This window comes from Mesorhizobium sp. (genome assembly GCF_024509055.1).
Lineage (GTDB): Bacteria > Pseudomonadota > Alphaproteobacteria > Rhizobiales > Rhizobiaceae > Mesorhizobium.
On the sequence record NZ_JANINM010000382.1, the window covers coordinates 1 to 23,467 of the forward strand.

Sequence of the window (23,467 nt, forward strand, 5' to 3'; positions counted from 1 at the left end):
ATCCGCGTCGGCCGCCAGATCAACAGCGCCGCGCTCATCGCCGACGGCTACCATGCCCGCACCGACGGGCTGACCAGCCTCGCGGTCGTTGCCGGCGCGGTCGGCGTCTGGCTGGGCTTCCCGCTTGCCGATCCGGTCATCGGCCTGCTGATCACCGTCGCCATCCTCGGGATCGTCTGGCAATCGGCGCGCTCGGTGCTGACGCGCATGCTCGACGGCGTCGAGCCGGGCATCGTTGGCGAGGTCCATCATGCCGCCGAACATGTGCGGGGCGTCGACAGGGTGGTCGAGGCCAAAGCCCGCTGGCTTGGCCACAAATTGCACGTCGATGTGACGATAGCGGTCAGCGACGGGATACTGCTGGCCGCCGCCAACAACATCGCCGCTTCGCTCAAGGCCGAGCTGTTCGCCCACATTCCAGCGCTTGCAATCGCAACGGTCCGCTTCGCGGAACCGGAGGAGGGCGGGCATCACCACGCGCCGGACCCGTTCCTGGTGGCGGGCAAGCTTGCGAGCGGCCTGCTCGAGATCGTCGACACGCCGCATGGCGAGCGCATGCGGCTCCGCCTCTCGCGCCACGCCGAAGGCTTGCGGGCCAACGTCGCCATCGAACGGCCGGGCGGCGCCGTCGAGCGCCTGCCGCTATCGCCGGTCGGTGGCGATCACCACTATCTGCAGAGCCTTGTCGCTCCGGCCGAGCCGCACGAATTCAGCGCCAGGCTGTTGCTGGACGCCGGCGCCGACAGCGAGGATCTACCCTTCGCCATGGCCGAGCCGGAAGGGCATCACCATGCGCATGGGTGATTGAGGTCGCGGGACAGCACCCCCCTCTGCCCTGCCGGGCATCTCCCCCTCAAGGGGGGAGATCAGCTGCCGCGTCGGCCTTCGCCAATCGCCAGCGTAGGAGAACAGGCGCGGCGCCAAAGCTGCCAATCTCCCCTCTTGAGGGGGAGATGTCCGGCAGGACAGAGGGGGGTACCGTCCCGCCGACCTGCCTCACTTCACACTGATCAGCGCCGTCCCGGCAATGGCTAGCAGCGCGCCTGCCCAGGCGGCCGCGGTCGGCCTTTGCCCGCTGCGCAGCCACACCATCGGCAGGATGATGACGGGCGTCATCGAGGACAGCGTCGAAATGATGCCGACATTGCCGGTGCGCAGCGCTGCCATCAGGCAGGACATGCCGAGCGAGGTGCCGACGAAGGCGGACAGCACGGCGAGCCCGACCGTGCCGAACTGGACGGCCTCCCGCTTACCCCTGCCGAACGGCGTCGTCGCGAGCGCGATGAAAAGGACGACCGCGAGGCCGGAGCGCAGCGCCATGGCCGAGAACGGCTCGACGCCGGCGGCCATGGCCGGCCGGGCCAAAAGGGTGCCGGTCGCCTGGCCAACCGCGGTGATCACGCCGAGCACGATGCCCGGTCCCAGCCGGCCGGTGAGCGGCGGGGCCGGCGCAGTGCTGACCGGGATGGTGGACGGGGCGACGACCGGCATGGCCGGCGCCATGTCGCCGCGCTTGAGGAATCGCCTGGGCATGCCGATGGCAAGCACGATGCCCGAGAGAACCATCGCCACGCCAAGCGCCTGCCAATGGTTGATGGTCTCGCCGAGCACGAGATAGCCGAGCGCCAGGGCGAAAGGCGAGGTGAGCGAGAAGAGCAGCGCCGTGATGCGCGGGCCGACCGAATAGATGGTGGCGAAATAGGTCGTGCTGGCAATGCTGATGCCGGCGAAGCTCGATCCGGCAAGCAGCCAGAATTCCCTTGGTCCGATCGTGTGCCAGCCGCCGATCGCCAGCGACACCGAGCCGGTCATCACGAAGGTCGCGAGCATCTGCCAGCGGGCAAGCTGGAGCAGGGGAACGCGGCCCTTGAGCTCGCTGAGGAACATGGAGCTCAGCGCGCTGCAGCAGGCGGCGGTGACGGCGAAGGCTTCGGGGGCGAGCATGGTTGCGCGGTTCAATCCGGGCGTCGTGTGGAAGGCGATCCTTACGCCGGCTCGGCGCCATCGGCTAGTGGCTGCTCCATCCGTCACGGCTATCCACCGGGAAATTTGCTGTTGCGCGCTCGCGAAAACCTGCGGCAAGGTCGATAGGTCCAGAGCGGAACCCGCAACGCGAACTGTCGAGCATCGTCATGCGTACCCTCCACAAGGAAAATCATCTGATCGAGCGGATCGGTTGGCTTCGAGCCGCAGTGCTTGGGGCCAATGACGGGTTGATTTCGACATCGAGCCTGATCGTGGGCGTGGGCGCCGCGGCGACGGCGCAACATGAAGTTCTCGTTGCCGGCGTCGCCGGACTTGTCGCCGGCGCCATGTCGATGGCCGCGGGCGAGTACGTGTCGGTCAGTTCGCAGGCCGATACGGAAGAGGCCGACATGGCGCGGGAACGCCATGAACTGGCCACCGAGCCCGAAGCCGAATTGGCCGAACTCACCGCCATCTACGAAGAGCGCGGCGTCAGCCCCGATCTGGCGCGTCAGGTCGCTGAGCAGATGATGGCCAAGGACGCCTTCGCGGCCCATGCCCGCGACGAACTCGGGCTGGCCGGCCATGTGATGGCCAGGCCGGTGCAGGCAGCCCTCACGTCCGCCGCGACCTTCGCCTCCGGCGCCGCGCTGCCGCTGGTCGTTTCGCTGCTTTCGCCGCCCGGAACGGTCGTCTGGACCGTATCGATTGCCTGCCTGCTCGGACTGGCGGCCCTCGGAGCCATCGGCGCGCGCGTCGGCGGAGCCAGCGTTCTCAAGCCGACGCTCAGGGTCGTGTTCTGGGGCGCCGTCGCCATGGCGACGACCGCCGCAATCGGCGCGCTGATCGGCAAGGCGATCTAGCCGCATTCAGTCCATGCCGCCCGGATCGAGCATGCCGAAGACAGAGACGAGGAGGATGGCGGCAAGCCCGAGGCCGATCTCGGCCAGCGTGCCGGTCCGGATCGCCGCGACCGCCGCCTGCCCGTCGCGGCGGATGCGCGGCACGAACCAATAGCGGTTCAGGATCGCCGTCGCCGTCATGACCGCCACGACCGCGATCTTGGCCGTCAGCAATACCTTGTAGGTCGAGCCCCAGCCCAGCGGCGGCCAGCCGACGATGAACAGGCCGTTGCCGATGCCCGAAAGGATCGCCAGAGCGACGACCCAATGGCCGACCGTGGAGAAGCGGCGCAGCGCCACCGATGCTTCCGCCCGCGACGAGGCCTGGCCGAATTTGGCAAGCACGACAATCAGCGGCGAAAGCGCGCCGAACCATGCGCCGGCGGCAAGCACATGCAGCACATCGTTGAGCGGATGCGCAACGCCCTGCCAGCCGTCCTGCATGACGGCATGGCCGGTAAGCGCGAGCGTGGCGAGCGACAGGCCCGATGCGGCGGCCGTCGCCACCAGTCCCGCGCGGCCGTGGACGAATTGCGCGCCCGTCACCGCAAGGGCGGCGAAAAGCTGCGCCAGCCATGCCTTGCCGACGCTGGTCGATCCAAGGACGTTGAGAAGCGTCTGCAGATCGACGGCATCGGCCCAGCCATCGCCGATCATCGCCGCCTGCAGCGGCAGCGCCAGCAGCGCCGTGACGAGCACCAGGCAAGCGCCCGCTAGGCGCGGGACTGTCAGCCTGTCCGCGACGACTTCGGCAAGCGGCCGCGGGACGAGCACGGCGAGATAGGCGAAACAGCCCCAAAGCGCCATCAACGCGCCGTCATGCACGAAGCGGCATGCCGCCAGCAGCGTGTCCGGGGTCATCCGCGAGCTGTCCCGGGCGAGGGAGGATGGGCTTTCATGGCCATGAATGACGGGCGGGGACGCGGTGGCATCCCCGCCCTTGCGCGATCAGGGTTTCACGGTGAACTTGTAGTCGCCGTGGGTCTTGTGGCCGTCCTGCGAGAGCGCGTGCCATTCGACCTTGTAGGTGCCGGCCGGCAGCCCCGCGGGCAGATTGACCATGAACGACTTGTCGCCGTCCATCAGCATGTCGCCGTCGGTCTTGACTTGCTTCTTGTCCGGCCCCGTCACCTTCACGCCGGTGAACTTGAGGTTGAGCTCCTCGCTGAACTTCAGGTCGAGTTCCTGGGGCGCGTCCTTGACGGTTCCGTTGATCGGCGGCAGCGCGGATTCGAGATGGGCATGGGCATAGGCGGCGCCGGCAAGCAGCACTGACGACATGGCTGCGAGGGCGGTGGACAGAACGATGTTACGCATCGATTTGATTCCTTGTCTTCGGACGGTCATGGCCGTCGCGAATGGCGATAATAGCGTGGATTTGCGGGATGGAGGTGGCCTTGTGCCGTCGGGCACCGGGCGTCTCCGGCCGGGAACCCGGCCTATCCTCGGGCCGGGGGCCCGCGCGAGCTCAGCGGTTGAAGCTCGTGGCGCCGGACAGGCGTGTCGACCAGCCGTTTGCCGGTGGGGTTGAGCAGGAAGCCTGTCGAGACAGGTTCGATGGCGCCCACGTCGTGAATGATACCGGCCGCGACATCGCAGCCGGACAGGCAGCAATCGCAATCATATCCGCCGTGGTGGGGACCATTTTGCGAAGCATTGTCCGCATGCGCGGTGCACAGGACGTTGCCGAAGGCATCGAGCGGCCCGGCGGCGGCCTGGGCGCCCATCCAGGCGCCGCTGAGGAAGGCTTGCACGAGCAGGACGATGGCAGCGGCGATCGCTACGGAAGCGGGTGACCGTCTGCGCGAGGTCGTCATCCGGCTGGCCGACCGGTGGCTTGCGTGCTGCCTGGCTGGCCGTCGCCATTCCCCGCCGCCGAATTTGAGCGTGACCTCGGCGGGCGGAAGACCCACAGCGCACCGGCGACCAGCGCGCCGCCGGCGAAGATCAGCACGGCGAGGCTGGGCAGGTGGAAGAACATGTCCTGCCACCTTGGCTCGATGATTTCGCCGGTGCTGAAGGTCTCGCCGCTGAACTGGCACAGGATCCACGAGGCGCCGGTCCGCACCATCTCGGCATCGATGTCGGAGATCAGCGCCTTGGCCTCGCGCTCGGCCGAGGGCATGGTCGCCATGTAGGTGAGCAGCGCCTTGGCCGTTGCGAGATAGGCGTGGCTGCACTCGTTGAACGGGCTCTGCTCGTCGCCGAGGCTTCCCGGCATCATCCCCCAGAGGCAATAGGTGTATTGCAGGTTGCCGTGGTTGTAGAGCCGCCGGAAGGTCGGATCGGTCTGGGTCTGCTGCTGGGCGAGATCGACAATGGCGCCGCGATAGCGCGCGATCACCGCCATCTGGCCGTGCGTGAGGCTGGGGATCTGGATGCCGGGGGGAGGCGGCGTCGAGCGCGAGCTATGCGCTTCGGCGGCAACGCCCGTAAGCGCGAAAGACAAGAGAATGGCCGCCAGGGCAAAAAACCGTGGCGGCCAACGCATTGACGTCAGGCGTAGCGGCGCGCGAGGCCGCCCTGGCTGCTGGCCGAGAGCAGGCGCTCCGCCACGGCGCCGAAGGCGAGCCCGATCACCGTCCATAGGGTGAGCTGGATGCCCAGCGAAGCGACGCGGAAATGCCACAGCACAACGGCCGAGAACTTCTCCGGCACCTCGTTGATGTCGGGCAACGCCGCCTTGACCAGCGCGAAGACGATGAGGAAGGCAATGCCGGCCACGATTGTCGCGTTCCAGGCGCCGAGCTGGTTCCACAGCCGCTGCGCAAGGCCCACCGCCGCCACCATGGCCGCGATCGAGATCAGGATCATGATGAAGAACAGTTCGGTTCGGTAGGCGATTGTCTCAGGATTGCCGACCGATGGCGGGTTCGCCGGATATTTCAGGCCGGGAACCACGATGACGGCGAGGAAGCCGAGCAGCGCGATCAGCGCCGAGGTGCCGCGCGGACCGAGCGAGCCTAGCCGGCCATTGGCATACGAGAAGACCAGCGAGAACAGTCCGCCGAGCGCCGCGCCATAGGTAAGTACGCCGGTTGCCAGGCCGATGCCGGCCTGCGTCGGACGGCTGACGATCTCTTCGCCGGGCGCTTCGCCAGCGGCCTGGGCTTGTTGTTCTTCAAAGGCGATAGCCTTGTCGACCTGCGGCTCGCCATAAGTATGGGCGAAGACGAACGCGATAAGTCCAGCGACAAGCCCGACGAGCATGCCGCGCAGCAAAAGTTTTCCAACCATGTCGCTAGCCCCTTAGTGGCAGGGGAAGCCGAGCAGGTGGCGGCCGTCATGCACGAATTCGTGCACATACATGCCGCGGATCAGCGACGTCGCGCCTTCTTCCGCGCCGACGAAATAGATCGCCAGCATCAGCAGCAGGCCGGCGAAGATCGCCCAAGGCAAAAGCTCGCGGACCGGAATCGGAACCGGGCCGTAACTGGGTGCAAAGGTTGTATCGGACATATTGACCTCCCCTGGGATACTGCGTCCCTTTGATGGAACAAGTTGGCTACGGGAGAAGGCCTGACTTTCGGCTGGTGCCGATCACAGTGGCGCGACCGTGCCGGATTCGCACCGGCTTCCAATCCCGTATGATGCTGAAACACTTGTCAGCAGATCGTTCGCCTGTCAACGAATTGTGATGGCTCACACAATTTCGTGAGGTCAGATTCCACTGGGCCAAGGGGCGATTTCCATGCTCGCACGTCTGACGATGATCGCAAGCGGGGCGACGGCTGCCGCGCGCAAGGGCGGCTTTCCGGCCGACGAGCCGCTGGAGCGGCAGGCTTTGGCGCGCGCCACAGCGGCCCGGCCAGCGCTGCGGCGTGCCGACCGCGTCTGGGCGAGCCCGGCGCTCCGGGCGCGCCAGACGGCTGAGGCGCTCGGCCTCGAAGCCACGGTCGAGCCGCTGCTTGCCGACCAGGATTTTGCGCGCTGGGCGGGCAGGGGCTTCGAGGACGTGCAGGCCGAGGACCCGGAGGCCATGGCCGCCTGGTTCGCCGACTCGGACGCGGCGCCCCATGGCGGGGAGTCGCTCGCCGATGTCGCAAGGCGCGGCGTTGCGCTGCTGGATAATCTGGTCGCCTCGAGCGGCCACACCATCGCGGTAACCCACCCGGTGCTGATCCGCGCGGCGATCGTCCATGTCCTCGGCGCGCCGCTCTCCGCGATCTGGAAGATCGACATCGAGCCGCTCAGCCTCACCGACTTCCGAAGCGACGGCCGCCGCTGGGTGCTGAGGGCAAGCGGGGTTGGCCTCTCGTCTGGCCTGAGCCAGGACGTGGGCTGACCTCAAGATCGTAGGCTTTCGTTGCTCGCGAGACTCCGTGGTTTTCAGCTGTTGCTAACGGAACGGAAACGCCTCGCTGCTATTGTGCGGCTTCGCGGCGGGAAGGCCTGGCCCGCCAGGACGTTCCGGATGAGTACGCCATGACCACCTTTCCCCACGGCGAGCGCCGTCTTCATGCACGCGAGTTAGTGCTGAAGGAGGCGATCATTGCCACTGGCGCGGCCAGGGTCAGGTGCTCTGTCCGGAACCAGCACGGGCACGGCGCCGAGCTGCGCGTCGATCCTCAGGTGCACATACCCGATCGCTTCACTCTCATCGTCCCCGATGACGACGCCACCTATATGGCCGTGGTGCGGTGGCGGCGCAACGAGCGCCTCGGCGTGCAGATCTTCAGCAATTCGCTGAAGGACTGACGCTACCACTTCTCACCTCAAAGATAGCGGCGCACGCCGGCCTTGTAGGCGCGGTAGGGCTCGCCGAACTTGCGCTCCAGATAGGCCTCCTCGCGCAACACGACGCCCGAGTGCAGGATAAGGAAAGCCGGGATCAGCACCGGAATGCCCCACCATGTGTCGAGCAGCAGCGAGATGCCCAGGAACAGGCACATCACGCCGACATAAAGCGGGTTCCTGGTGAAGCGGAAGGGGCCGCCGGTGATGATAGCGGTTGTCGGCATCGCCGGATTGACGTTGGTGCCGCCCCTTACCATGGTCGTGCGCCCCCAGGCGATGCTGAAAATTCCCATCGCCGCAAGCACGATGCCCAGCACCATGGTCAGCGGCCTGCCACCGATCGAAAGCGGCCAGAAATAGCGCAGCGCCAGCATCACGATCAGCGCCAGCAGAAAGAGCAGCGGCGGGAACACCGCGACGCCCGGATTGTCCGCCTTGTCGTTCATGGCCTTTCCGCCTGTCCCTGAACCAGCGCCTTCACGCCGGCAACTATGCACCCACGGCCTCGGCGCGGCAACGGAGAGGCTATGCTGGATTGCAGGCGGCGCGATTGGTTCATGGCTGGCTTTCCCGTGCGCGCTGGCATACAACCCAGCACGTGAAGGAACGCAACCGCGGCGCGTGCGTTCATCCGAGCCGACAAGCCGATGGGGAAGTTTGCGAATGAGCAGGACAGGCGTCTGGGTCGCGGTGATCGCGATCGTTCTGGTGGCTCTCTACATTCTCCAGGGGCAAGGCCTGATAAAGTTCTAGCGTCGTCGGTGTACGCCTCACGGCGCTAACAACAGCGGCTCGCACTACAACACGCAGCGCTCGTGGCCTTTTGCTCCTCGAGCCAGCGGTCGCGCGAACTGCTAGGCGCACTTTTTGCGCTGGCGCTGATGGGTTGGCTGCTTCGGCCCACGATCATCCAGCAACCATTGGAGGCACAGCCATGACGGTCACCGTCTACCACAACCCGGCTTGCGGCACCTCGCGCAACACGCTCGCAATGATTCGCGCCAGTGGCGAGGAACCGGTGGTCATCGAATATCTGAAGACCCCTCCCAGCCGTCAGCGCTTGCTGGATCTGATCGCGGCGATGGGTATCTCGCCGCGGGCGCTGTTGCGCGAGAAGGGGACGCCCTATGCAGAGCTTGGCCTCGCCGACCCTAAGTGGAGCGACGACGACCTGCTCGATTCCATGCTCGCTCATCCGATCCTGATCAACCGGCCGATCGTCGAGACTCCGAAGGGAACCAGGCTCTGCCGGCCATCCGAGGTCGTGTTGCCGCTGCTCGACAATCCGGTGCGCGAGTTCGTCAAGGAAGATGGCGAAAAGGTCGCCTGGTCCAGCCCAACCTAGAGCGACTCGTAACGAGGCCGTCGGCTGCCGAACGGATCGACGAAGCGATGCATCCTTGCGGTATCGGGAAAAACAGCTATCGTCCCAAATCGTTCGGCCACATTTCCACGGCCGACCTGTTGCGAGCCGCTTCTTACGGGCTTCCGGCGCTCGCATCCTTTTTTCAACCCGGAAAGGACTTGCCATATGGCATGGGCCATCCTGGGTTGCGCCGTCATTGTCGAAATCGCCTGGGCTCTCAGCCTGAAATGGGCGGCGGTGCGAGGCGGCTGGCTCGCGGTCACGACGCCGCTCTTGCTCAGCTTTGTGAATATGGGCGTGCTTGCCCTGGCGATGCGGGGGCTTCCGGCCGGAACCGCCTATGCGGTTTGGACCGGCCTGGGAGCGGTGGGGGTCGTGGCTTTCAGCGCCATTCTGTTTGGCGAGCAGATGAACTCCATCCAGCTCTGCTTCATTGCGCTGATCATCGTCGGCGTCGCGGGCAGCAAATATTTCGCGCCTTACTGATCAAGGCGGATCGGTCGTAGTCAAATCCCCCAACGCAAAGGAAATAAGGCTTCATGTCGACGCTTGCGCCTCTCGATATTGTCAATGAATTTTCCCGTCGCGCCGCCACGGCTGAAGACCTCACCGAAATCGAGGACTTGGTCAGCGCCGATGTCGACTGGTTCGCGGTAGGGGACCGCAACGTCGTGCCGTGGGCCGGTCGCTGGGTCGGCAAATCCGGCGTCTCGCAATTCTACGCGACGCTTCGTCGGGAGACCGTCAACGAGCGCTTTGACGTCAGGGATGTGCTGGCCAAAGGCAACAGGGTCGTCATCCTCGGAGAACTGGCGACACGCGTGAAGCGGACCGGCAAACTCATCGAATGTGAGTTCGTGTTCGAGTTCGTCGTGGAGAACGGCCTCATCACGCGCTTTCGCCCCTACGAGGACAGCGAGGCCGTCGCCAAGGCTTGCGCCTGAAACTATCGCCACGCCGGGCCACGACCACTGTTGGGAACTGGCATTTTCGCGAAAACGGCGGCTTGTGCCGCAATTGCCGTTGCGGGCACGAGCACGGAGGCGGATGTTCGCGGTGTTCGGGGCATCGCGCCCGCGAAACCCGCCTGTCCTGGAACAGGCGGGAGCAATCCGGCGGTTGGAACGTGGCGGACCTGTCTTCCGAGCAGCGCGTGATGGCATTCCTGCTGGTGCATCGGTTTCCGATGTTCGGCCTTGCCGCCGCCGTCGATCCGATGCGCACGGCCAACCATACGCTGGGCCGGCAGTTCTACCGGTGGGTGACCATCTCGTTCGACGGCGAACCGGTCCTCGCGTCCAACGGGATGAACCTCAACGTCGACTATTCGCTGAAAGACGCGCCGCGCGCCGACATCACCTTCATCTGCGCCGGCACCTTGGTCGACTTTCCCGAGAAGCCGGCCGTCCTTGCCGCGCTGCACCGGTGGGGCAGGATGGGCCGAGCGCTGGGCGCGCTCACGCTGGGCAGCCACGTGCTTGCCGAGGCCGGCCAACTCGACGGCCATCGCTGCACGATCCACTGGGAGAATCGCCCCGCCTTCCGGGAAAGGTTCCCGGACATCGAATGCACCAACAACGTCTATGAGATCGACCGCCAGCGCTATACGTCCGCGGGCGGCACCACATCGATAGACCTGTTCCTCGAAATCATCCGCCGGGATATCGGCGAGACGATCGCCAACGAGGTGGCCGGCCAGTTCCAGCATGAGCGCGTGCGCTCGGCGGGAGACCGGCAGCGCATGGGCCCGGGCCGCGACCTGGCCAGCAAGCCGCTGGCGCTGCGCAAGGTCGTCGAGCTGATGGGCGAGAACCTGGAAGAGCCGGTCTCGGTCGTGGATCTCGCGCGGGCGGCCGGCCTGTCCGTCCGGCAGCTGGAACGCCTGTTCTCGGCCCATGTCGAGATGACGCCCGGCCGCTATTACATCACGCTGCGGCTGGAGCGGGCGCGCGCGCTGCTGCGCCAGACGCCGATGTCCATCCTTGCCATCGCGCTGGCGACGGGGTTCGGCTCGCAGTCCTACTTCGCCCACAGCTACCGGACACATTTCGGCTGCCTGCCGTCGGAGGAGCGCCGCCCGATACAGCAGGCCGCGTCGACCACGCCTGGCGCGCGAAGCCTAGGCGGATAATTCGCCAATCCTGGCGAGAAACTTGCCTCGACCGGCTCGCGATCCGACGATCATCCTTGCTGCATCGAGGAAAGCGCACCGGGCGAGGACGTGGCATCATGGCCGTATTGGAGGAGACCAGAGCAGGGAAGCTGTTGCCGCAAGGCAGCGTCAACTGCGACATCCATCATCCCAATCCGAGGATGGACCAGCTGATGCCGTTCCTGGACGACGTCTGGCGTGACCTGATCGTCGCGCGCGGCATCACCCAGCTCGACAGCATCGCCTATCCGGACAACGCGCCGCTTACCTGCCGGCTCGACTGGCGCGACGCTGCCGGCGGGCTATCGAACACGCCCGAGCGGCTGGCCGCCGAGGCTTTGGACGGGCTTGGCGCGGGGACCGGCATCCTGAACAACCTGTGCGGCGTCCACATGCTCTACGATGCCTATATGGCGGTGGCGGTCGCGAAGGCGCTGAACGACTGGACGCGCATTGAATGGCTGGACAGGCATGCCGGCCTGCGCGCTTCCATCGTGCCGCCATTGCAGGACATCGACGCCGCCGTGGCCGAGATCGAGCGCTGCGCTTCCGACCGCCGCTTCGTGCAGGTGCTTTTTCCGTCGGCGTTCCATCAGCCATATGGACATCGCGGCTACTGGCCGATCTACAGGGCGGCCGCCCGGCACGGCCTGCCGATCGGCATCCATGCCGGCAGCGCCTACCATCATCCGGTCACCTCGCTCGGATGGCCGAACACGGCGATCGAGGACTATGCCGCGCAATCGCAGATCATGCAGACCCAGCTTGCGAGCTTCGTCTCGGAAGGCGTGTTCGCGGAGTTTCCCACGCTCAAGGTCGTGCTCATCGAAAGCGGCGTCAGCTGGCTGCCGGCCTTCCTGTGGCGCTTCGGCAAGTTCTGGAAGGGGCTGCGGTTCGAGACGCCCTGGGTCGACCGCCCGCCGGCTGAGATCGTGCGCGAGCATGTGCGGCTGACGACGCAGCCATTCGACGTGCCGGACAATGCCGGGATCGTCGCCCGGCTGCTCGACCAGATCGGCTCGGACGAGATGCTTTTGTTCTCGTCCGATTACCCGCACTGGCAATTCGACGGCGATGCGGCGCTCCCCGCCGGCTTCGACGCCGGGTTGGTGCGCAAGCTCGCCGTCGACAATCCGTCCTCGACCTATCCTCGTCTTTCGGAGAAACGGCCATGACCCTCCACGCCGGCACGCCGTCGTCCGCCACCGAGGTCACGCAAAAGATCATCGATTGCGACGTTCACCCGAAGCTCTCCTCGGTGAACGATCTCAAGCCTTTCCTCAGCCAGCGCTGGCGCACGCATCTGGAAACCTACGGAATGCGCTACCGGATGGGCTATCAGGATGGCAATCCCTATCCGAAGGCCGCGCCCGCCTCGTCGCGCCGCGACACCTGGCCTGAACATGGCGGCCTGCCGGGGTCCGATGTCGGCCTGCTCAGGACGCAGCTGCTCGACCTCTACGACATGGAGTTCGGGGTGATGAACCCGCTCTGGCCGACCGGGCAGGGCGTGCTCGGCGACGACTTCTCGGCGGCGCTCTGCCGCGCCTCCAACCAGTGGCAGCTCGACCTCTACAACGCGCCGGAGCCGAGGCTCAAATGCTCGATCTGCGTGCCTTACGAGAATGGCGAGCTGGCGCGCGAAGAGATCGAGCATTTCGCCAGCGACAAGCGCTTCGCGCAGGTGCTGCTTTTGAGCCGCACCGCCGAGCTTCTTGGACAGCGCCGCTACTGGCCGATCTTCGAGGCGGCGCAGGCCGCGAACCTGCCCGTCGGCGTCCACGTCTTCGGCTACCACGGCGAGGCGATCAGCCCGGCCGGCTGGCCGTCCTACTATCTGGAAGAGATGACCGAGCATGCGCCGTCGGCGCAGGCGATGCTGTCGAGCATGATCTTCGAGGGCCTGTTCGAGCGCTTCCCCGGAACGCGCATCGTGCTGCTCGAGGCGGGCCTCGCCTGGCTGCCCGCGCTCGGCTGGCGGCTGGACCGCCTGTGGGCACGCATGCGCGACGAGGTCCCGCATGTCAGGCGCCCGCCATCGGAATATCTGAGGCAGCACCTGTGGGTGGCGACGCAGCCGATGGAAGAACCGGAGAACAAGCGCCACCTCGTCGACGTGCTCGACTGGATCGGCCATGACCGCGTGGTGTTCTCGTCGGATTACCCGCATTGGGATTTCGACGATCCCCGCCATTCGCTGCCGCCGCATATCGACCCTAAGCTCAGGCGCGCGATCCTTTACGACAATGCCGCCGCGCTCTTCGGGGCGGCGCGATGAAGCGCCACGCGGTGGCCGCCGTCGGCGACATTCCCGACGGAGGACGGCTGAAGGTCGAAGTGGCAGGCCGGTCGATCGTGGTCTTCAACGTCGAGGGCGCGTTCTACGCGCTCGCCGACCGCTGCCCCCACCAGGGCGGCCCGCTCTCGCAAGGCCATCAGATCGGCGAACTGCGCGCCTCTGGGCCGGGCCGGCACAGCTACTGCCGCCGCAACATGATCATCCGCTGCCCTTGGCACCACTGGGAATTCGACATCGAGACCGGGCTTTCCCAGATCGATCCGGCGAAGCTGAAGGTGCGCGCATACGAGACGGCGGTGGGCGCCGCTCCGGGCTGCGCGACGGCTGAACCGCTCGTCGCGACGACCTTCGAAACCGTCAGCGAGGGCGAGATCGTCTACGTCCTGCTTTGAACGGGCCGGGCGAGGATTTCCGCGCGCGGGGTCGTCCGATTTGATCGCTGGGCACAAACGGGCGCGGCGGCCAGCTTTACCTTTGATCGTCACGCGCGGCGAGTTCCAGAAGCCAGGCCTTGGTGCGTTCCACCGAGAAACGCCGGCTGCCGGGGGACCGCACCACGAGGAACTCCCGGTAGTCGCTCTTGCGTTCCTTTATCGGCAGCCTGACCAGATCGCCTTTTTCGACCGCGCGCCTGACATAGTGGTGCCAGCCGAGCGCCACGCCGTGGCCGAACATGGCGGCTTCCAGGACCATCGCATAGGTCGTGAAATGGCGGATGACCGGGGCGCGGTCGCTCGACAGCCAGCCCCTCCAGTCCATCAGCGGACTTGTGAAATTCGCCAGCTGCAGAAGCGGCACGTCCGACAGCCGATCGAGGCTGTCGATTGCGTGCCCTTGGCAAAACTGCGGCGAGGCGACCGGATAGATCGTCTCCGAGAGCAGGGGATAGCTTTCGACGCCTTGCCAATCGCCGGTGCCGAAGCGGATTTCCAGATCGAAATCGCCGTCGCCGAACTCGGGCAGCTCGTCGATGCAGACCAGATGCAGGCGGATATCGGGAAAGTTGGCGTAGAACTCGCCGAGCGCCGGAATGAGCCACAGCGAGGCGGCCGCGACGTTGACGCGCAGCGACACCACGCCGTCATCGTTGCGGGGCAGTGTCCTGGCGCATTGCTCGATGCTTCGGAACGCGTTCGTCACCACGCGCTGGAGTTGGTCTCCGGCCGCCGTGAGCCGCACCCTGGTGCCGTTTCTCTCGAACAGCTTGGCCCCCAGCGACTGCTCCAGTTGCTGCATCCTCCTGCTTATGGCGGGCTGCGCGACGAGCAGTTCCCTTGCGGCTCGGCTGAAATTGCCGAGGCGGGCGGCGGCCTCGAAAGCCACGAGGTTGTCGAGCGTGCCGACCGCTCTCCTCAAGTCGCTCATGGTGCCAACTCCACGGTTAGCCGGTCAGTGTCCGGTGGTATTGTCTAATAACGTGACGTTATCAGACCTATCACTCTTTTCGGCCTTCACCCATAGAGTGTTCAAGCCCACTGTCGCGACCCTGCGGGCGAACCGGGCTCGCCAACTTCAACAAGGGGAACAATGATGAGAAAGATCGCGGCCGTCGTCACGGCCTTCGTCCTGGCGTTCGGCATTTCCCGGCCGCTTCAGGCCAATGCCCAGGAGGCGACGGACACTCTGGCCCAGATCAAGCAGGCGGGCGTGATCAAGGTCGGAATGGCCGATTCCGTGCCTGCCCAGCAGAAGAACCCGCAGACCGGCGAATGGGAAGGCTTCAACGTCGACATGGCGAAGAACCTCGCCGACGCCCTCGGCGTGAAGCTAGAGATCGTCGACGCGACGTGGTCGACGATCATCCCTTCGCTGATGCAGAAGGAGTATGACGTGGCGATGGTCGACATGTTCAGGACGCCGGCGCGCGCCGTCACCGTCGACTTCAGCGACAGCTACATGACGACCGGGAATACCTGGCTGGTCGGCGCCGATGTCGACGCCACCGACTGGAAGCAGCTCGACGACCCGAAATACACGATCGTCAGCATTGCCGGCATGGCGGCCGTGGCGCAGAGCCAGAGGCTGCTGCCGAAGGCGCAGCAGAAGACCATCGTGTCCGACAACGCCGTCGCGGGCCAGCTGGAGGTTGCCGCCGGGCGGGCCAGCGCCCACTTGAGCGACCTGCTTCAGAACGCCCTGTTCATGAAGGCCAATCCGAACGCCAAGGTCAGAATCCTCGGCGGCGACGCGCCGATCGAAATGACCGGCTATTCCTACGCGGTGCGGCCGGGCGACTATCACTTCCTGTCGTTCCTGAACACCTGGATCGCCTACAACACGACCACCAGCTTCATCTCGGACAGGAAGCAGGCCTGGTACGGCATCAAGTAACCGGACCTGGCATTGTGGAGCCGCTTGATGGTTGAAAGCATCATCCCGTTCATACCGGCTCTCTTCAAAGGCCTGCTGTTGACCCTCTTCTATTTCGCTCTCGGAGCGGTTGGGTCGATCGTACTTGCGCTGCCTGTGTCGCTCGGCATGGGCAGTGCGTCCCGCCTCGTTCGTTTCCCTGTGATCGCCTATGTGGAGTTCTTCAGGAACACGCCGCTGCTGGTCCAGCTTTTCTGGCTCCACTACGCCCTGCCGGTCTTGACCGGCATCAAGACCACAGCGCCGCAAACAGCGGCGCTGGCGATCGTGATCGTCATGACTGCCTATATGGCGGAGGTTTACCGGGCAGGTCTCAACGCTGTCGGGCGAGGGCAGCACGAAGCCGGGCTTGCGCTGGGTTTCAAGCCCTTCCAACGCTGGCGGCTGATCATCATCCCGCAGGCCTTTCCGATAGCCTTGCCGGCGATAGGCAACACGCTGGTCAGCCTGCTCAAGGCAACCGCCATCCTGTCCATCCTGTCTGTGCCGGAGCTGATGCGGACCACCAGCCGGATCAGCGACTACACGGCCAATCCGATCACCTTCTACTCGCTCTCGGCGATAGTCTACATCGCCTTGTGCCTGCTCCTGTCCTTCGCGCTTTCTCGCCTCGAGGCCCGGGTGAGCCGCTGGAGGGCCGGCTGATGTTCGACTACCGGCAACTGATCGCGGACCTGCCGAGCCTCATCCAGGGCATGGGCACAACCGCGCTGGTGACGCTGGCTTCCTTCGTCGTCGCCGCGTGCCTGGGCGTGCTGCTCGGCGGGGCGTCGCTTTCGCGTCGCCGGCCGGTCGCGCTGACCGCTAGGACCGTGGTCCAGATCGCGCGAGCCACGCCCGAGATGATCGCGGTGTTCTGGGCCTATTACTGCCTGCCAATCCTGCTTGGCGCGAACCTCTCCGGCCTGACCTGCGGCGTGCTGGCGCTGGGGCTGATCGGGGGCGGCTACATGGCCGAGATCGTGCGCGGCGGGATCCTGGCCGTAGACAAAGGCCAGTGGGAGGCGGCGAAGTCGCTTGCGCTGCCGCGCGCCATCACCTGGGGCCGTATCATCGCGCCACAGGCCGTCAGGAAGATGCTGCCGGCGGTGGTGAACTATTTCACCGACCTGCTGAAGGCGACGACGCTGCTCGCCGGCATCGGCGTCGGCGAGGTTGCGTATGTCGCCTATATGAGCGGCTCGGCGTCCTTCCGCTACCTGGAACCGCTCACCGGCGTTGCCATCCTCTTCTTCCTCCTCGTCTTCCCGCTCAGCCTGTTGGCCCGCCATCTCAGCGCGGGAACGCGTACGCAACGGTAGGCCATATCATGACTTCGCGAGCTCTCACTTTCCTGCCCTTCGATGCCGTCTGGAAAATGCGGATCGACCATCCGTATTCGCTGTTCGTGAAGAGCGGCGGCCTCATCTGGTCGTGCGGCCAATGCCCGCTGGACGGCGCAGGCGAGGTCCTCCACCCCGGCAACCTCGGCTTGCAGGCCGAGGCCGTGATCGCCTTCACGGGGCGGTTTCTCAACGAGATCGGTTGCGACCGGACCGTGATAACCCGTTTGACGGTCTACTACGTCAAGACGGCTGACGGCGATGCGGCCATGCTGAGGAGGCTTTTCCGGGACCACTTCGGCGATGACGTGCTGATCACCCCGGTGGCGATCCCATATTTCTATTACGAAGGCATGCTGATTGAGGTCGATGTCTTCGGCTCGACCCAGGCAAAGCGTCACCGCGCCTTCGTGGACGAGCCCACGCGCCTCAGGCTGGACGTGGTGGACGCGGACGGGATCTCCTGGGCGAACCTGACCGCCGGGCAATTGCCGCAAGCCGGCGAGCTTGCCGGCGCGTTGCAGGGGTTGCTGCAACAAGCCGGCTTGTCGAGGGAAAACCTGCTGGCCGAGCAATGGTTCGCGGGAAGCGAGCAGGCGTCAGCATCGATAGCGGATGTGCCGGGGCTGCGAATGCTCGACCCTTGTGGCGTGCTCAGCATCGAACGCGACGGCGCGGACCTGTTGGCGGAACAGACCTTCTCGACGTCTGGCGTGTTGCATCTTTCCTTCGCGGACAGTCGTGACGGCTTGCCCGATGGGGTCGAGGTTCGACTGAGCCGGTCGCAGCGGCATTTCCATGTCACCGCTTGCGACAACGCCGGCACCCGCGGAGTGGTCGAGCAGACGAGCCTGATCATGCAGGCGGTGGAGCAAACCCTGGCCCGCTACGGGCTGGGATTTCACGACGTCCGCAAGGCGACCACTTACTACATCTCAGGCAGTTCCGCCGAGGAGCTGCATGACAACATGGCCGTGCGGAACGCCTACTATTCGAAGCCTGGGCCGGCCTCGACCGGGCTGCCCGTCAAAGGGTTCCCGGACGCGAAAGCGCTCATCTCGGTCAAGCTCATGGGGTGCCTCGGCTAGCGATGGGCGCCGCTCAATGCAGCGCCGCCCATCCCGTCACGAGGATGAGTGCCAGCATGACCAGCGCGCCGGACACATACAGGATCGTCCTGACGCTGCCGCCCTTGGCCGCGCTGCCGCCGCGCAGGTAGATGACGAGGTGGGTGAGGCGTATCGCCAGATGCGCCCAGACGAGCACGGCAAGGGTGACGGGTCCAACGCCGACCATCATCGCCAGCACCGCCGGCACGACAAACGGCGCCAACGCCTCCACCGAGTTCATGTGGACGCGGTCGATCCTGTAGAGCCGGTTGCCGTCGTCCGCGGGGAAAACCGGGCCTGAAAGCGCGCCCGCAAATCCCTTGGACACGCCCGAATAGACTGCCAGCAGCACCGACAGAAGGCAGAGCGCAAGCACGCCGAGAATGCTCAACCAATAGGCTTCCATGTTCTCCACTCCCTGTAATGGCGGGGCCGGGATCGTGCCGGAGCAGGGCCCGGCGACGATGCCACGTTGTTGAAGTCTACCCGCCTGCAAGCCGCCCATAGGCGGCCATCGCCAGATTTGTTGCTCCCCTCCTGCATATATCGGACACTATTCAGCCGACAATCTCCGGCAATTGTCGCGACATTGGTATGGGGGAAATCATTGCGCAAGCCGATCTCGATTGTCGTCATCGTGGCGATGCTCGCCATGATTTCAAGCGCCTGGTTCATATGGCAGAGGAATGGCGCCTATGGCTTGAATGTTCTGCTTCGCCGCGGCGGTAGTTACTGGATTACTGTTGCCGCCGATGACGCCCGGCTTTCGCCGGCGATGCGGCTTGCCCTGCAGCCGACAATCCCGGATGTGACCGCCGGCGCAAGCGCCTGGAAGGACATGGAGCCGGGGTTCGAGGTGCGGGAAATCCCCGTCATGGCCGGCAGTGTGGAAATCGACCGCCTCTATCTCAGCCGCTTCGACCCGGCCAGGTTCCGCTTCGTCGCCCGCAACGAACCCGGCGGAAGGAAAGACATCGATCAGTGGGAAGCCGCTCTCCATCCCGACGGGCCTGGCGGCACGGTGCTGATCGTCAACGGCAGCTATTTCGGCCTCAAGGGCGAGGCGGATACGCCCCTTGTCAGTAACGGCGAAAGGCTCGGTCCGCGCGACTATGACGCCAGGGCCGGGCTCTGGGTCGCCAATGCCTCGGGCACGCATGTGGTCGATCTAACGGGCCGCGACTGGCGCTCCGTCCTTGAGGGCGCCGACAATGCCATGGTGTCCTATCCGCTGCTGATCGGCGAGGATGGCGGCAACAAGGTCCGGTCAAAGAGCAACTGGCTAGCCAACCGCACCTTCATCGCGGAAGACCGGCAGGGCCGTATCATCGTCGGCTCGACCAGAGATGCCTTCTTCTCGCTGGACCGGCTCGCGACCTTCCTCCTCGGCGCCGGTCTCGACATCAAGACCGCGCTCAACCTCGACGGCGGCCCCATCGCGGGCCTCAGCGTGCGCTCGGGAAGCTACAAGTTGAAGCACTATGCCGAATGGGAAGCCCAGGTGTCGGACGGCAAGGTTTCGCTCCTCCAGGCCCCACGGGACGTGCCTTGGGCAATGCCGGTGGTCCTGACGGTGGAGCGCAGGTAGAGCGGATATAGAGTTCCGCTGGCCATCGAGCAGGACGAGGCTGGAGTTTATCTTGGCGGGAGCTATTGTTCGCTCGCATGCGTCGAGAACCGGTACATATGGTCTGGGACTACTACGATGGGGTTCGGACTGGCATAGCCGATCTGAACGGCGCTCCCCACTATTTTGCCTCTCAGTTTGACGATGGTGCCGATGAGTATTCTGACAATTTCAAGCTCTACCCAGTCGGACCGGATTTTATGCAGCGTGCGTTGCGTTACTGGTCCATTTATCGCGCCTGGGAACACAAATATCATAATGGCAAGGTTCATCTTAAGACGCACCCAGGTCGCGGTGGGGTCGACGTAGAATACGTTGAACTGCGGGCGTGGCTCGATGATCAGGTAGAACACCTGCTGGCACTACCGTCGCTTTACCGGGCCGAGTTCCACACCCGTCCTGGTCAGGAAGGCTTGGCCGCCGGGATACTCCGCCAATTGGAGGTGAGCTGGTCGCCGTCGTCCGAGCAGCGCAACGATTGACCGTCTTAGTGGCGCTTGAAGTACTGGACTTCGCGTTCGCGCTTCTCTGCCGCTTCGCGATTGTCGAAAGTGCCCAGGTTGCGCCGCTTGCCGGTCTTCTCGTCCTTCTTGCGCGAATAGAGGCGGTATTTCCCGGATTTGAGTTTCCTGATCATCGGCCTCTACTCCGCCGCGCTTTCAGGCTCCGCGCCGCTTCCTCGATCGCGGCGCGGTCGGTGCCCAGCCTGTCGAGCAGCTCCTGCGCCTCGTCGCCCGATATGCCGGTGCGCATGGCCAGAGCCTCGACCGTGAGCACGTCCGTGCTGTCGATATCGCGTGTCTCAGGCAGCGCATCGCCCGCCGTCAGCGGCAGGGCGGCCTCGCGGTCGATCTCCATTTCCGCCTGATGCCAGTGCCGCTCGTGGTCGCCATCCAAGGCGCCTTCGCGCTGCCAGATTTCATAGGCCCGTTGCTGGATTTTCGCATGCCGTTCTTCGCTCATTGCCGTTCCTCCTGGCGTCTTGCGGTCAACGCAGGGCAGGGCGGAACGATCCGCGTAACGCGAGATGTGATCGGTGGAGGGCATCGCCGGTCGGAATGCACGGCTTGACGCCAACCGCATAGGTGGGGACGGCGCTGGTGATTATCGCTGCACTCGCGATCCCAAATTGTGAACCAGTGGCGTCTTGCTCCTCAAGGCCCGTAAATGGCCACCGGCTTGCCGAACATGCCGGGCTCGGGCTTCACGCCCAGCCCCGGCTTCTGCGGGACCGCGATGTGGCCCTTCTTGATGACGACCGGATTCTTCTGGTCGAAATGGCCCTTGATGTATTCCTGCGCGATCCATGCGCCCTCCATCCGGAGCGGCTCGACGGTCGCGGCAAGGTGCGCGCAGGCCGCGGCGATGATGTCGCCGCCCCAGGCGTCGTCGCAGCTGTGCGGCAGCGAGCGGATGGCGCAGAGGTCGCGCACGGTCGTCATTTTGGTGAGCCCGCCGAGTCGCGTTACCTTGAAGCCGAAGCCGTCGGCGATGCCGAGCGAGATGGCCCGCAGCACCGCGTTCTGGTCCTCGGTGCTTTCGTCGAGATAGACAGGATGCGTGACGCGGCCCTTCAGCGTCGCCACCTCGTCCATGGTGTTGCAGGGCTGTTCGAAGACGAAGGGGATGTGCTGGCAAAGCCTGTCGAGATGGATCGCGGCGGCGACCGTCAGGCCCCTGTTGCCGTCGACGGCCAGCCGCGCCCTGTGGCCGACCGCTTCCCACACCTTGTGGACGACCGCCACGTCTTCTTCCAGGTTGCGCCCGCCGATCTTGACCTGCAGGCGCGGATAGCCGGCCTGCACCTTGTCGGCAGCGATTTTTGCCGTTTCGTCCGGCGCGCCGACGATCAGCGAATAGTAGGACGGCACCCGGTCGGTCAGCGCGCCGCCGAGCAGCGTCGAGACTGGCACGCCGAGCTTCTGGCCGAGAACATCGAGGAAGGCCATGTCGAACGCAGCCTTGGCATAGCCATGGCCGTTCAGGCGCTCGTCCATCTGCTTCGCCAGCAGCCGGATCGATGCGATCTCCGCCCCGATCAGCCCCGGCGCGATTTCGGCGATCGCGGCGCGGGCGCCGAGCGCGTGGTGCGGCTGGTAGACCGGGCCGATCGGGCAGGTCTCGCCCCAGCCGCTCAAACCGTTGGTGGTCACGATCTCGACCAGAGTCGAGTCCAGCGCCTCCACATCGGCGCTTGCCATGCGGTAGACGCCGCCCTTGACGGGCAGCTGCGCCGAATAGACGTTGATCCGATCGATGCGCATGTTCGGCAACCCTCAAGGAATGCATGGTCAACGGGGCCTCAAGCGGCCCCGTCTTTTACATCCGCGCCCTGGCCGAAGTGGGATCGTAGGGCGAATCCGCGACCACCTCGGCGACCTTCCATTCGCCCAGGATGGCGACGTCGAGCTTCGTGCCGGGCTTGCTCAGCCGTTCCGGCAACAGCGCCAGCGCCACGTCGTGGCCGAGCGCGTAGCCATAGCCGCCGGACGTGATACGCCCGACCAGCCTGCCGTCGCTGTAGAGCCCCTCATTGACTAAAGTGCTCGCGCCGTCGGTTTCGATCTTGAGCGTCACCGAGCGGCGCTGGTCGTTGCGCTCCTTGTATTTCAGCACCGCTTCGCGCCCGACGAACTCGCCCTTGTCGAGCCGGATGAAGCGCTCCAGCCCGCTCTCCAGCGCGTTCAATTCCGGGTTCATGTCGCGATACATGGCGCGATAGGATTTTTCGAGCCGGAGCGATTCCAGCGCATGCAGCCCCACCAGCCGCATGCCGTGCTTCTCGCCTTGCTTGAGAAGCGCATCCAGCAATTGCCGCTGGTAGGGCAGGGGGTGGTAGAGCTCCCAGCCGAGCTCGCCTTCGTAGTTGACGCGCAGCAGCCTCACGTCGCTGGCCAGCGCCACGACGCCGGTCTTCACGCCGAACCACGGGAAAGCCTCGTTCGAAAGGTCGATCTCGGTGAGCGGTTGCAGAACCTCCCGCGCGTTCGGCCCGACGATGGTGAAGCAGCCGCGATCGTTGGTGACGTTCCTCAGGGACACGCTGCCGTCGGCGGGAAGCAGTCTCGACAGGTCGTCGAAGTTCCAGCGTTCGGCGCGCGGCGTCGAGATCAGGTAGAACAGGTCTTCCGCCAGCCGCGCCACCATGTACTCGGCCTGTACGCCGCCGCCGGCCGTCAGTTGATGCGCCAGCGTCACCTTGCCGACCACCGGCAGGCGGTTGGCGATGATCCTGTCCAGCCATGCCGCCGCGCCTCGTCCCGACACCTCGAACTTGGTCATCGGCGTCATCTCGACCAGGCCGACGGCGTTGCGCACCGCCAGCACTTCCTCGCCGACGAGGTTCCCCTTCGGCGTCCAGCGCCAGCTATACTGGTCCTTGGCCTCGACGCCGTCGCGGGCGAACCAGTTGGGCATCTCCCAGCCGTTGAGCACGCCCCAGACGGCGCCAAGCTCGGTCAGCCTGTCGTAGGACGGCGCGGTCTTCTGCGGCCTCGCGGCAGGCATGTCCTGCCCTGGATATTTCTGCTCCGCATGCGTGCCCCAGGCCTCGCGCACCTTCTCGCGCGTCCATTCCTTGTTGGCGTAGTCGCCGAAGCGGCGCGGGTCGAGATCGGA

Annotated in this window: 31 protein-coding genes and 1 riboswitch; of the genes, 17 read left to right on the top strand and 14 right to left on the bottom strand. The window is 65.3% G+C overall.

What is annotated here, in order from left to right:
- Positions 1–804, top strand: an 804-nt coding sequence (locus Q0L57_RS18210; protein WP_296744549.1) for a cation diffusion facilitator family transporter, incomplete at its 5' end; no start/stop codon positions are given.
- A 192-nt stretch (positions 805–996) separates the two neighbouring features.
- On the opposite strand, the gene Q0L57_RS18215 is transcribed toward Q0L57_RS18210, so the two are convergent.
- Positions 997–1,959, bottom strand: coding sequence for a DMT family transporter (locus tag Q0L57_RS18215; RefSeq protein WP_296744550.1), 963 nt, complete (start codon positions 1,957–1,959; stop codon positions 997–999).
- A 173-nt stretch (positions 1,960–2,132) separates the two neighbouring features.
- Here Q0L57_RS18215 and Q0L57_RS18220 point away from each other — a divergent pair, with 173 nt between their 5' ends.
- Complete coding sequence (locus Q0L57_RS18220) at positions 2,133–2,828, top strand: VIT family protein (protein WP_296744551.1); 696 nt, start codon at positions 2,133–2,135, stop codon at positions 2,826–2,828.
- Positions 2,829–2,834: 6 nt separating this feature from the next.
- Here Q0L57_RS18220 and copD read toward each other — a convergent pair whose 3' ends face one another.
- The 6 genes from copD to Q0L57_RS18250 all read right to left on the bottom strand — a co-directional run bounded on the left by copD (position 2,835) and on the right by Q0L57_RS18250 (position 6,326).
- On the bottom strand, positions 2,835–3,728 hold the full coding sequence (gene copD, locus Q0L57_RS18225; RefSeq protein WP_296744552.1) for a copper homeostasis membrane protein CopD: 894 nt from the start codon (positions 3,726–3,728) through the stop codon (positions 2,835–2,837).
- Positions 3,729–3,815: 87 nt separating this feature from the next.
- A complete protein-coding gene (gene copC, locus Q0L57_RS18230; RefSeq protein ID WP_296744553.1) occupies positions 3,816–4,184 on the bottom strand; it encodes a copper homeostasis periplasmic binding protein CopC in 369 nt (122 codons plus the stop codon).
- A 122-nt stretch (positions 4,185–4,306) separates the two neighbouring features.
- Positions 4,307–4,684, bottom strand: coding sequence for a hypothetical protein (locus Q0L57_RS18235; protein ID WP_296744554.1), 378 nt, complete (start codon positions 4,682–4,684; stop codon positions 4,307–4,309).
- Positions 4,681–5,316, bottom strand: a complete 636-nt coding sequence (locus tag Q0L57_RS18240) for a hypothetical protein (RefSeq protein WP_296744555.1) — start codon at positions 5,314–5,316, stop codon at positions 4,681–4,683. Before Q0L57_RS18240 ends, Q0L57_RS18235 begins: the two co-directional genes overlap by 4 nt.
- A gap of 47 nt (positions 5,317–5,363) precedes the next feature.
- The gene (locus Q0L57_RS18245) at positions 5,364–6,104 is read right to left on the bottom strand and encodes a CbtA family protein (protein ID WP_296744556.1); all 741 of its coding nucleotides are present in this window, start codon (positions 6,102–6,104) and stop codon (positions 5,364–5,366) included.
- Positions 6,105–6,116: 12 nt separating this feature from the next.
- Positions 6,117–6,326 carry a CbtB domain-containing protein gene (locus Q0L57_RS18250; RefSeq protein WP_296744557.1) on the bottom strand — a complete coding sequence of 70 codons (210 nt, stop codon included), beginning with the start codon at positions 6,324–6,326 and terminating at the stop codon, positions 6,117–6,119.
- Positions 6,327–6,345: 19 nt separating this feature from the next.
- Positions 6,346–6,473, bottom strand: a riboswitch (adenosylcobalamin (AdoCbl) riboswitch).
- Positions 6,474–6,558: 85 nt separating this feature from the next.
- Between Q0L57_RS18250 and Q0L57_RS18255 the strand changes: the two genes are divergently transcribed.
- Positions 6,559–7,152: a histidine phosphatase family protein gene (locus Q0L57_RS18255; RefSeq protein WP_296744558.1), complete on the top strand. Its 594-nt coding sequence runs from the start codon at positions 6,559–6,561 to the stop codon at positions 7,150–7,152.
- A gap of 140 nt (positions 7,153–7,292) precedes the next feature.
- Positions 7,293–7,565 carry a PilZ domain-containing protein gene (locus tag Q0L57_RS18260; protein ID WP_296744559.1) on the top strand — a complete coding sequence of 91 codons (273 nt, stop codon included), beginning with the start codon at positions 7,293–7,295 and terminating at the stop codon, positions 7,563–7,565.
- 17 nt (positions 7,566–7,582) lie between these two features.
- Here Q0L57_RS18260 and Q0L57_RS18265 read toward each other — a convergent pair whose 3' ends face one another.
- A complete protein-coding gene (locus tag Q0L57_RS18265; protein WP_296744560.1) occupies positions 7,583–8,050 on the bottom strand; it encodes an isoprenylcysteine carboxylmethyltransferase family protein in 468 nt (155 codons plus the stop codon).
- Positions 8,051–8,538: 488 nt separating this feature from the next.
- Between Q0L57_RS18265 and arsC the strand changes: the two genes are divergently transcribed.
- The 7 genes from arsC to Q0L57_RS18300 all read left to right on the top strand — a co-directional run bounded on the left by arsC (position 8,539) and on the right by Q0L57_RS18300 (position 13,813).
- Positions 8,539–8,949 (top strand): arsenate reductase (glutaredoxin), encoded by a 411-nt coding sequence (gene arsC, locus Q0L57_RS18270; protein WP_296744561.1) that lies wholly within the window; start codon positions 8,539–8,541, stop codon positions 8,947–8,949.
- A 186-nt stretch (positions 8,950–9,135) separates the two neighbouring features.
- Positions 9,136–9,456, top strand: a complete 321-nt coding sequence (locus Q0L57_RS18275; protein WP_296744562.1) for an SMR family transporter — start codon at positions 9,136–9,138, stop codon at positions 9,454–9,456.
- 53 nt (positions 9,457–9,509) lie between these two features.
- Positions 9,510–9,914: a nuclear transport factor 2 family protein gene (locus tag Q0L57_RS18280; RefSeq protein ID WP_296744563.1), complete on the top strand. Its 405-nt coding sequence runs from the start codon at positions 9,510–9,512 to the stop codon at positions 9,912–9,914.
- A 212-nt stretch (positions 9,915–10,126) separates the two neighbouring features.
- A complete protein-coding gene (locus Q0L57_RS18285) occupies positions 10,127–11,101 on the top strand; it encodes a GlxA family transcriptional regulator (RefSeq protein ID WP_296744579.1) in 975 nt (324 codons plus the stop codon).
- Between the two features lie 98 nt (positions 11,102–11,199).
- Positions 11,200–12,297: an amidohydrolase family protein gene (locus Q0L57_RS18290; RefSeq protein WP_296744564.1), complete on the top strand. Its 1,098-nt coding sequence runs from the start codon at positions 11,200–11,202 to the stop codon at positions 12,295–12,297.
- Complete coding sequence (locus Q0L57_RS18295; RefSeq protein ID WP_296744565.1) at positions 12,294–13,400, top strand: amidohydrolase family protein; 1,107 nt, start codon at positions 12,294–12,296, stop codon at positions 13,398–13,400. Before Q0L57_RS18290 ends, Q0L57_RS18295 begins: the two co-directional genes overlap by 4 nt.
- On the top strand, positions 13,397–13,813 hold the full coding sequence (locus Q0L57_RS18300; protein WP_296744566.1) for a Rieske (2Fe-2S) protein: 417 nt from the start codon (positions 13,397–13,399) through the stop codon (positions 13,811–13,813). Before Q0L57_RS18295 ends, Q0L57_RS18300 begins: the two co-directional genes overlap by 4 nt.
- 76 nt (positions 13,814–13,889) lie before the next feature.
- Here Q0L57_RS18300 and Q0L57_RS18305 read toward each other — a convergent pair whose 3' ends face one another.
- Positions 13,890–14,786, bottom strand: coding sequence for a LysR substrate-binding domain-containing protein (locus tag Q0L57_RS18305; protein ID WP_296744567.1), 897 nt, complete (start codon positions 14,784–14,786; stop codon positions 13,890–13,892).
- A gap of 165 nt (positions 14,787–14,951) precedes the next feature.
- Here Q0L57_RS18305 and Q0L57_RS18310 point away from each other — a divergent pair, with 165 nt between their 5' ends.
- The 4 genes from Q0L57_RS18310 to Q0L57_RS18325 are packed head-to-tail and all read left to right on the top strand — an operon-like array spanning position 14,952 to position 18,201.
- Positions 14,952–15,752 carry a transporter substrate-binding domain-containing protein gene (locus Q0L57_RS18310; protein ID WP_296744568.1) on the top strand — a complete coding sequence of 267 codons (801 nt, stop codon included), beginning with the start codon at positions 14,952–14,954 and terminating at the stop codon, positions 15,750–15,752.
- 27 nt (positions 15,753–15,779) lie between these two features.
- A complete protein-coding gene (locus Q0L57_RS18315) occupies positions 15,780–16,436 on the top strand; it encodes an amino acid ABC transporter permease (protein ID WP_296744569.1) in 657 nt (218 codons plus the stop codon).
- Positions 16,436–17,092 carry an amino acid ABC transporter permease gene (locus tag Q0L57_RS18320; RefSeq protein WP_296744570.1) on the top strand — a complete coding sequence of 219 codons (657 nt, stop codon included), beginning with the start codon at positions 16,436–16,438 and terminating at the stop codon, positions 17,090–17,092. The genes Q0L57_RS18315 and Q0L57_RS18320 overlap by 1 nt, the downstream gene beginning before the upstream one ends.
- A gap of 56 nt (positions 17,093–17,148) precedes the next feature.
- On the top strand, positions 17,149–18,201 hold the full coding sequence (locus tag Q0L57_RS18325) for a hypothetical protein (RefSeq protein ID WP_296744571.1): 1,053 nt from the start codon (positions 17,149–17,151) through the stop codon (positions 18,199–18,201).
- Between the two features lie 13 nt (positions 18,202–18,214).
- Here Q0L57_RS18325 and Q0L57_RS18330 read toward each other — a convergent pair whose 3' ends face one another.
- Complete coding sequence (locus tag Q0L57_RS18330; protein WP_296744572.1) at positions 18,215–18,628, bottom strand: MAPEG family protein; 414 nt, start codon at positions 18,626–18,628, stop codon at positions 18,215–18,217.
- Positions 18,629–18,829: 201 nt separating this feature from the next.
- On the opposite strand from Q0L57_RS18330, the gene Q0L57_RS18335 reads away from it, so the two are divergent.
- Both Q0L57_RS18335 and Q0L57_RS18340 read left to right on the top strand, forming a co-directional pair.
- Complete coding sequence (locus Q0L57_RS18335; RefSeq protein WP_296744573.1) at positions 18,830–19,810, top strand: phosphodiester glycosidase family protein; 981 nt, start codon at positions 18,830–18,832, stop codon at positions 19,808–19,810.
- A 98-nt stretch (positions 19,811–19,908) separates the two neighbouring features.
- Positions 19,909–20,331, top strand: a complete 423-nt coding sequence (locus Q0L57_RS18340; RefSeq protein WP_296744574.1) for a hypothetical protein — start codon at positions 19,909–19,911, stop codon at positions 20,329–20,331.
- Positions 20,332–20,336: 5 nt separating this feature from the next.
- On the opposite strand, the gene Q0L57_RS18345 is transcribed toward Q0L57_RS18340, so the two are convergent.
- The 4 genes from Q0L57_RS18345 to Q0L57_RS18360 all read right to left on the bottom strand — a co-directional run.
- Positions 20,337–20,486: a hypothetical protein gene (locus tag Q0L57_RS18345; RefSeq protein WP_296744575.1), complete on the bottom strand. Its 150-nt coding sequence runs from the start codon at positions 20,484–20,486 to the stop codon at positions 20,337–20,339.
- Positions 20,483–20,812 (bottom strand): DUF2934 domain-containing protein, encoded by a 330-nt coding sequence (locus Q0L57_RS18350; RefSeq protein ID WP_296744576.1) that lies wholly within the window; start codon positions 20,810–20,812, stop codon positions 20,483–20,485. Before Q0L57_RS18350 ends, Q0L57_RS18345 begins: the two co-directional genes overlap by 4 nt.
- A 191-nt stretch (positions 20,813–21,003) precedes the next feature.
- Positions 21,004–22,113, bottom strand: coding sequence for a mandelate racemase/muconate lactonizing enzyme family protein (locus tag Q0L57_RS18355; protein ID WP_296744577.1), 1,110 nt, complete (start codon positions 22,111–22,113; stop codon positions 21,004–21,006).
- 55 nt (positions 22,114–22,168) lie between these two features.
- On the bottom strand, positions 22,169–23,467 hold a 1,299-nt coding region (locus tag Q0L57_RS18360), incomplete at its 5' end, for a glycine cleavage T C-terminal barrel domain-containing protein (RefSeq protein ID WP_296744578.1).

Coding starts and splice junctions, on each gene's coding strand:
- Q0L57_RS18220 (WP_296744551.1), top strand. CDS start 2,133: ATGCGTACCCTCCACAAGGAAAATCATCTGATCGAGCGGATCGGTTGG.
- copD (WP_296744552.1), bottom strand. CDS start 3,728: ATGACCCCGGACACGCTGCTGGCGGCATGCCGCTTCGTGCATGACGGC.
- copC (WP_296744553.1), bottom strand. CDS start 4,184: ATGCGTAACATCGTTCTGTCCACCGCCCTCGCAGCCATGTCGTCAGTG.
- Q0L57_RS18235 (WP_296744554.1), bottom strand. CDS start 4,684: ATGACGACCTCGCGCAGACGGTCACCCGCTTCCGTAGCGATCGCCGCT.
- Q0L57_RS18245 (WP_296744556.1), bottom strand. CDS start 6,104: ATGGTTGGAAAACTTTTGCTGCGCGGCATGCTCGTCGGGCTTGTCGCT.
- Q0L57_RS18250 (WP_296744557.1), bottom strand. CDS start 6,326: ATGTCCGATACAACCTTTGCACCCAGTTACGGCCCGGTTCCGATTCCG.
- Q0L57_RS18255 (WP_296744558.1), top strand. CDS start 6,559: ATGCTCGCACGTCTGACGATGATCGCAAGCGGGGCGACGGCTGCCGCG.
- Q0L57_RS18260 (WP_296744559.1), top strand. CDS start 7,293: ATGACCACCTTTCCCCACGGCGAGCGCCGTCTTCATGCACGCGAGTTA.
- Q0L57_RS18265 (WP_296744560.1), bottom strand. CDS start 8,050: ATGAACGACAAGGCGGACAATCCGGGCGTCGCGGTGTTCCCGCCGCTG.
- arsC (WP_296744561.1), top strand. CDS start 8,539: ATGACGGTCACCGTCTACCACAACCCGGCTTGCGGCACCTCGCGCAAC.
- Q0L57_RS18275 (WP_296744562.1), top strand. CDS start 9,136: ATGGCATGGGCCATCCTGGGTTGCGCCGTCATTGTCGAAATCGCCTGG.
- Q0L57_RS18280 (WP_296744563.1), top strand. CDS start 9,510: ATGTCGACGCTTGCGCCTCTCGATATTGTCAATGAATTTTCCCGTCGC.
- Q0L57_RS18285 (WP_296744579.1), top strand. CDS start 10,127: ATGGCATTCCTGCTGGTGCATCGGTTTCCGATGTTCGGCCTTGCCGCC.
- Q0L57_RS18290 (WP_296744564.1), top strand. CDS start 11,200: ATGGCCGTATTGGAGGAGACCAGAGCAGGGAAGCTGTTGCCGCAAGGC.
- Q0L57_RS18295 (WP_296744565.1), top strand. CDS start 12,294: ATGACCCTCCACGCCGGCACGCCGTCGTCCGCCACCGAGGTCACGCAA.
- Q0L57_RS18300 (WP_296744566.1), top strand. CDS start 13,397: ATGAAGCGCCACGCGGTGGCCGCCGTCGGCGACATTCCCGACGGAGGA.
- Q0L57_RS18305 (WP_296744567.1), bottom strand. CDS start 14,786: ATGAGCGACTTGAGGAGAGCGGTCGGCACGCTCGACAACCTCGTGGCT.
- Q0L57_RS18310 (WP_296744568.1), top strand. CDS start 14,952: ATGAGAAAGATCGCGGCCGTCGTCACGGCCTTCGTCCTGGCGTTCGGC.
- Q0L57_RS18315 (WP_296744569.1), top strand. CDS start 15,780: ATGGTTGAAAGCATCATCCCGTTCATACCGGCTCTCTTCAAAGGCCTG.
- Q0L57_RS18320 (WP_296744570.1), top strand. CDS start 16,436: ATGTTCGACTACCGGCAACTGATCGCGGACCTGCCGAGCCTCATCCAG.
- Q0L57_RS18325 (WP_296744571.1), top strand. CDS start 17,149: ATGCGGATCGACCATCCGTATTCGCTGTTCGTGAAGAGCGGCGGCCTC.
- Q0L57_RS18330 (WP_296744572.1), bottom strand. CDS start 18,628: ATGGAAGCCTATTGGTTGAGCATTCTCGGCGTGCTTGCGCTCTGCCTT.
- Q0L57_RS18340 (WP_296744574.1), top strand. CDS start 19,909: ATGGTCTGGGACTACTACGATGGGGTTCGGACTGGCATAGCCGATCTG.
- Q0L57_RS18345 (WP_296744575.1), bottom strand. CDS start 20,486: ATGATCAGGAAACTCAAATCCGGGAAATACCGCCTCTATTCGCGCAAG.
- Q0L57_RS18350 (WP_296744576.1), bottom strand. CDS start 20,812: ATGAGCGAAGAACGGCATGCGAAAATCCAGCAACGGGCCTATGAAATC.
- Q0L57_RS18355 (WP_296744577.1), bottom strand. CDS start 22,113: ATGCGCATCGATCGGATCAACGTCTATTCGGCGCAGCTGCCCGTCAAG.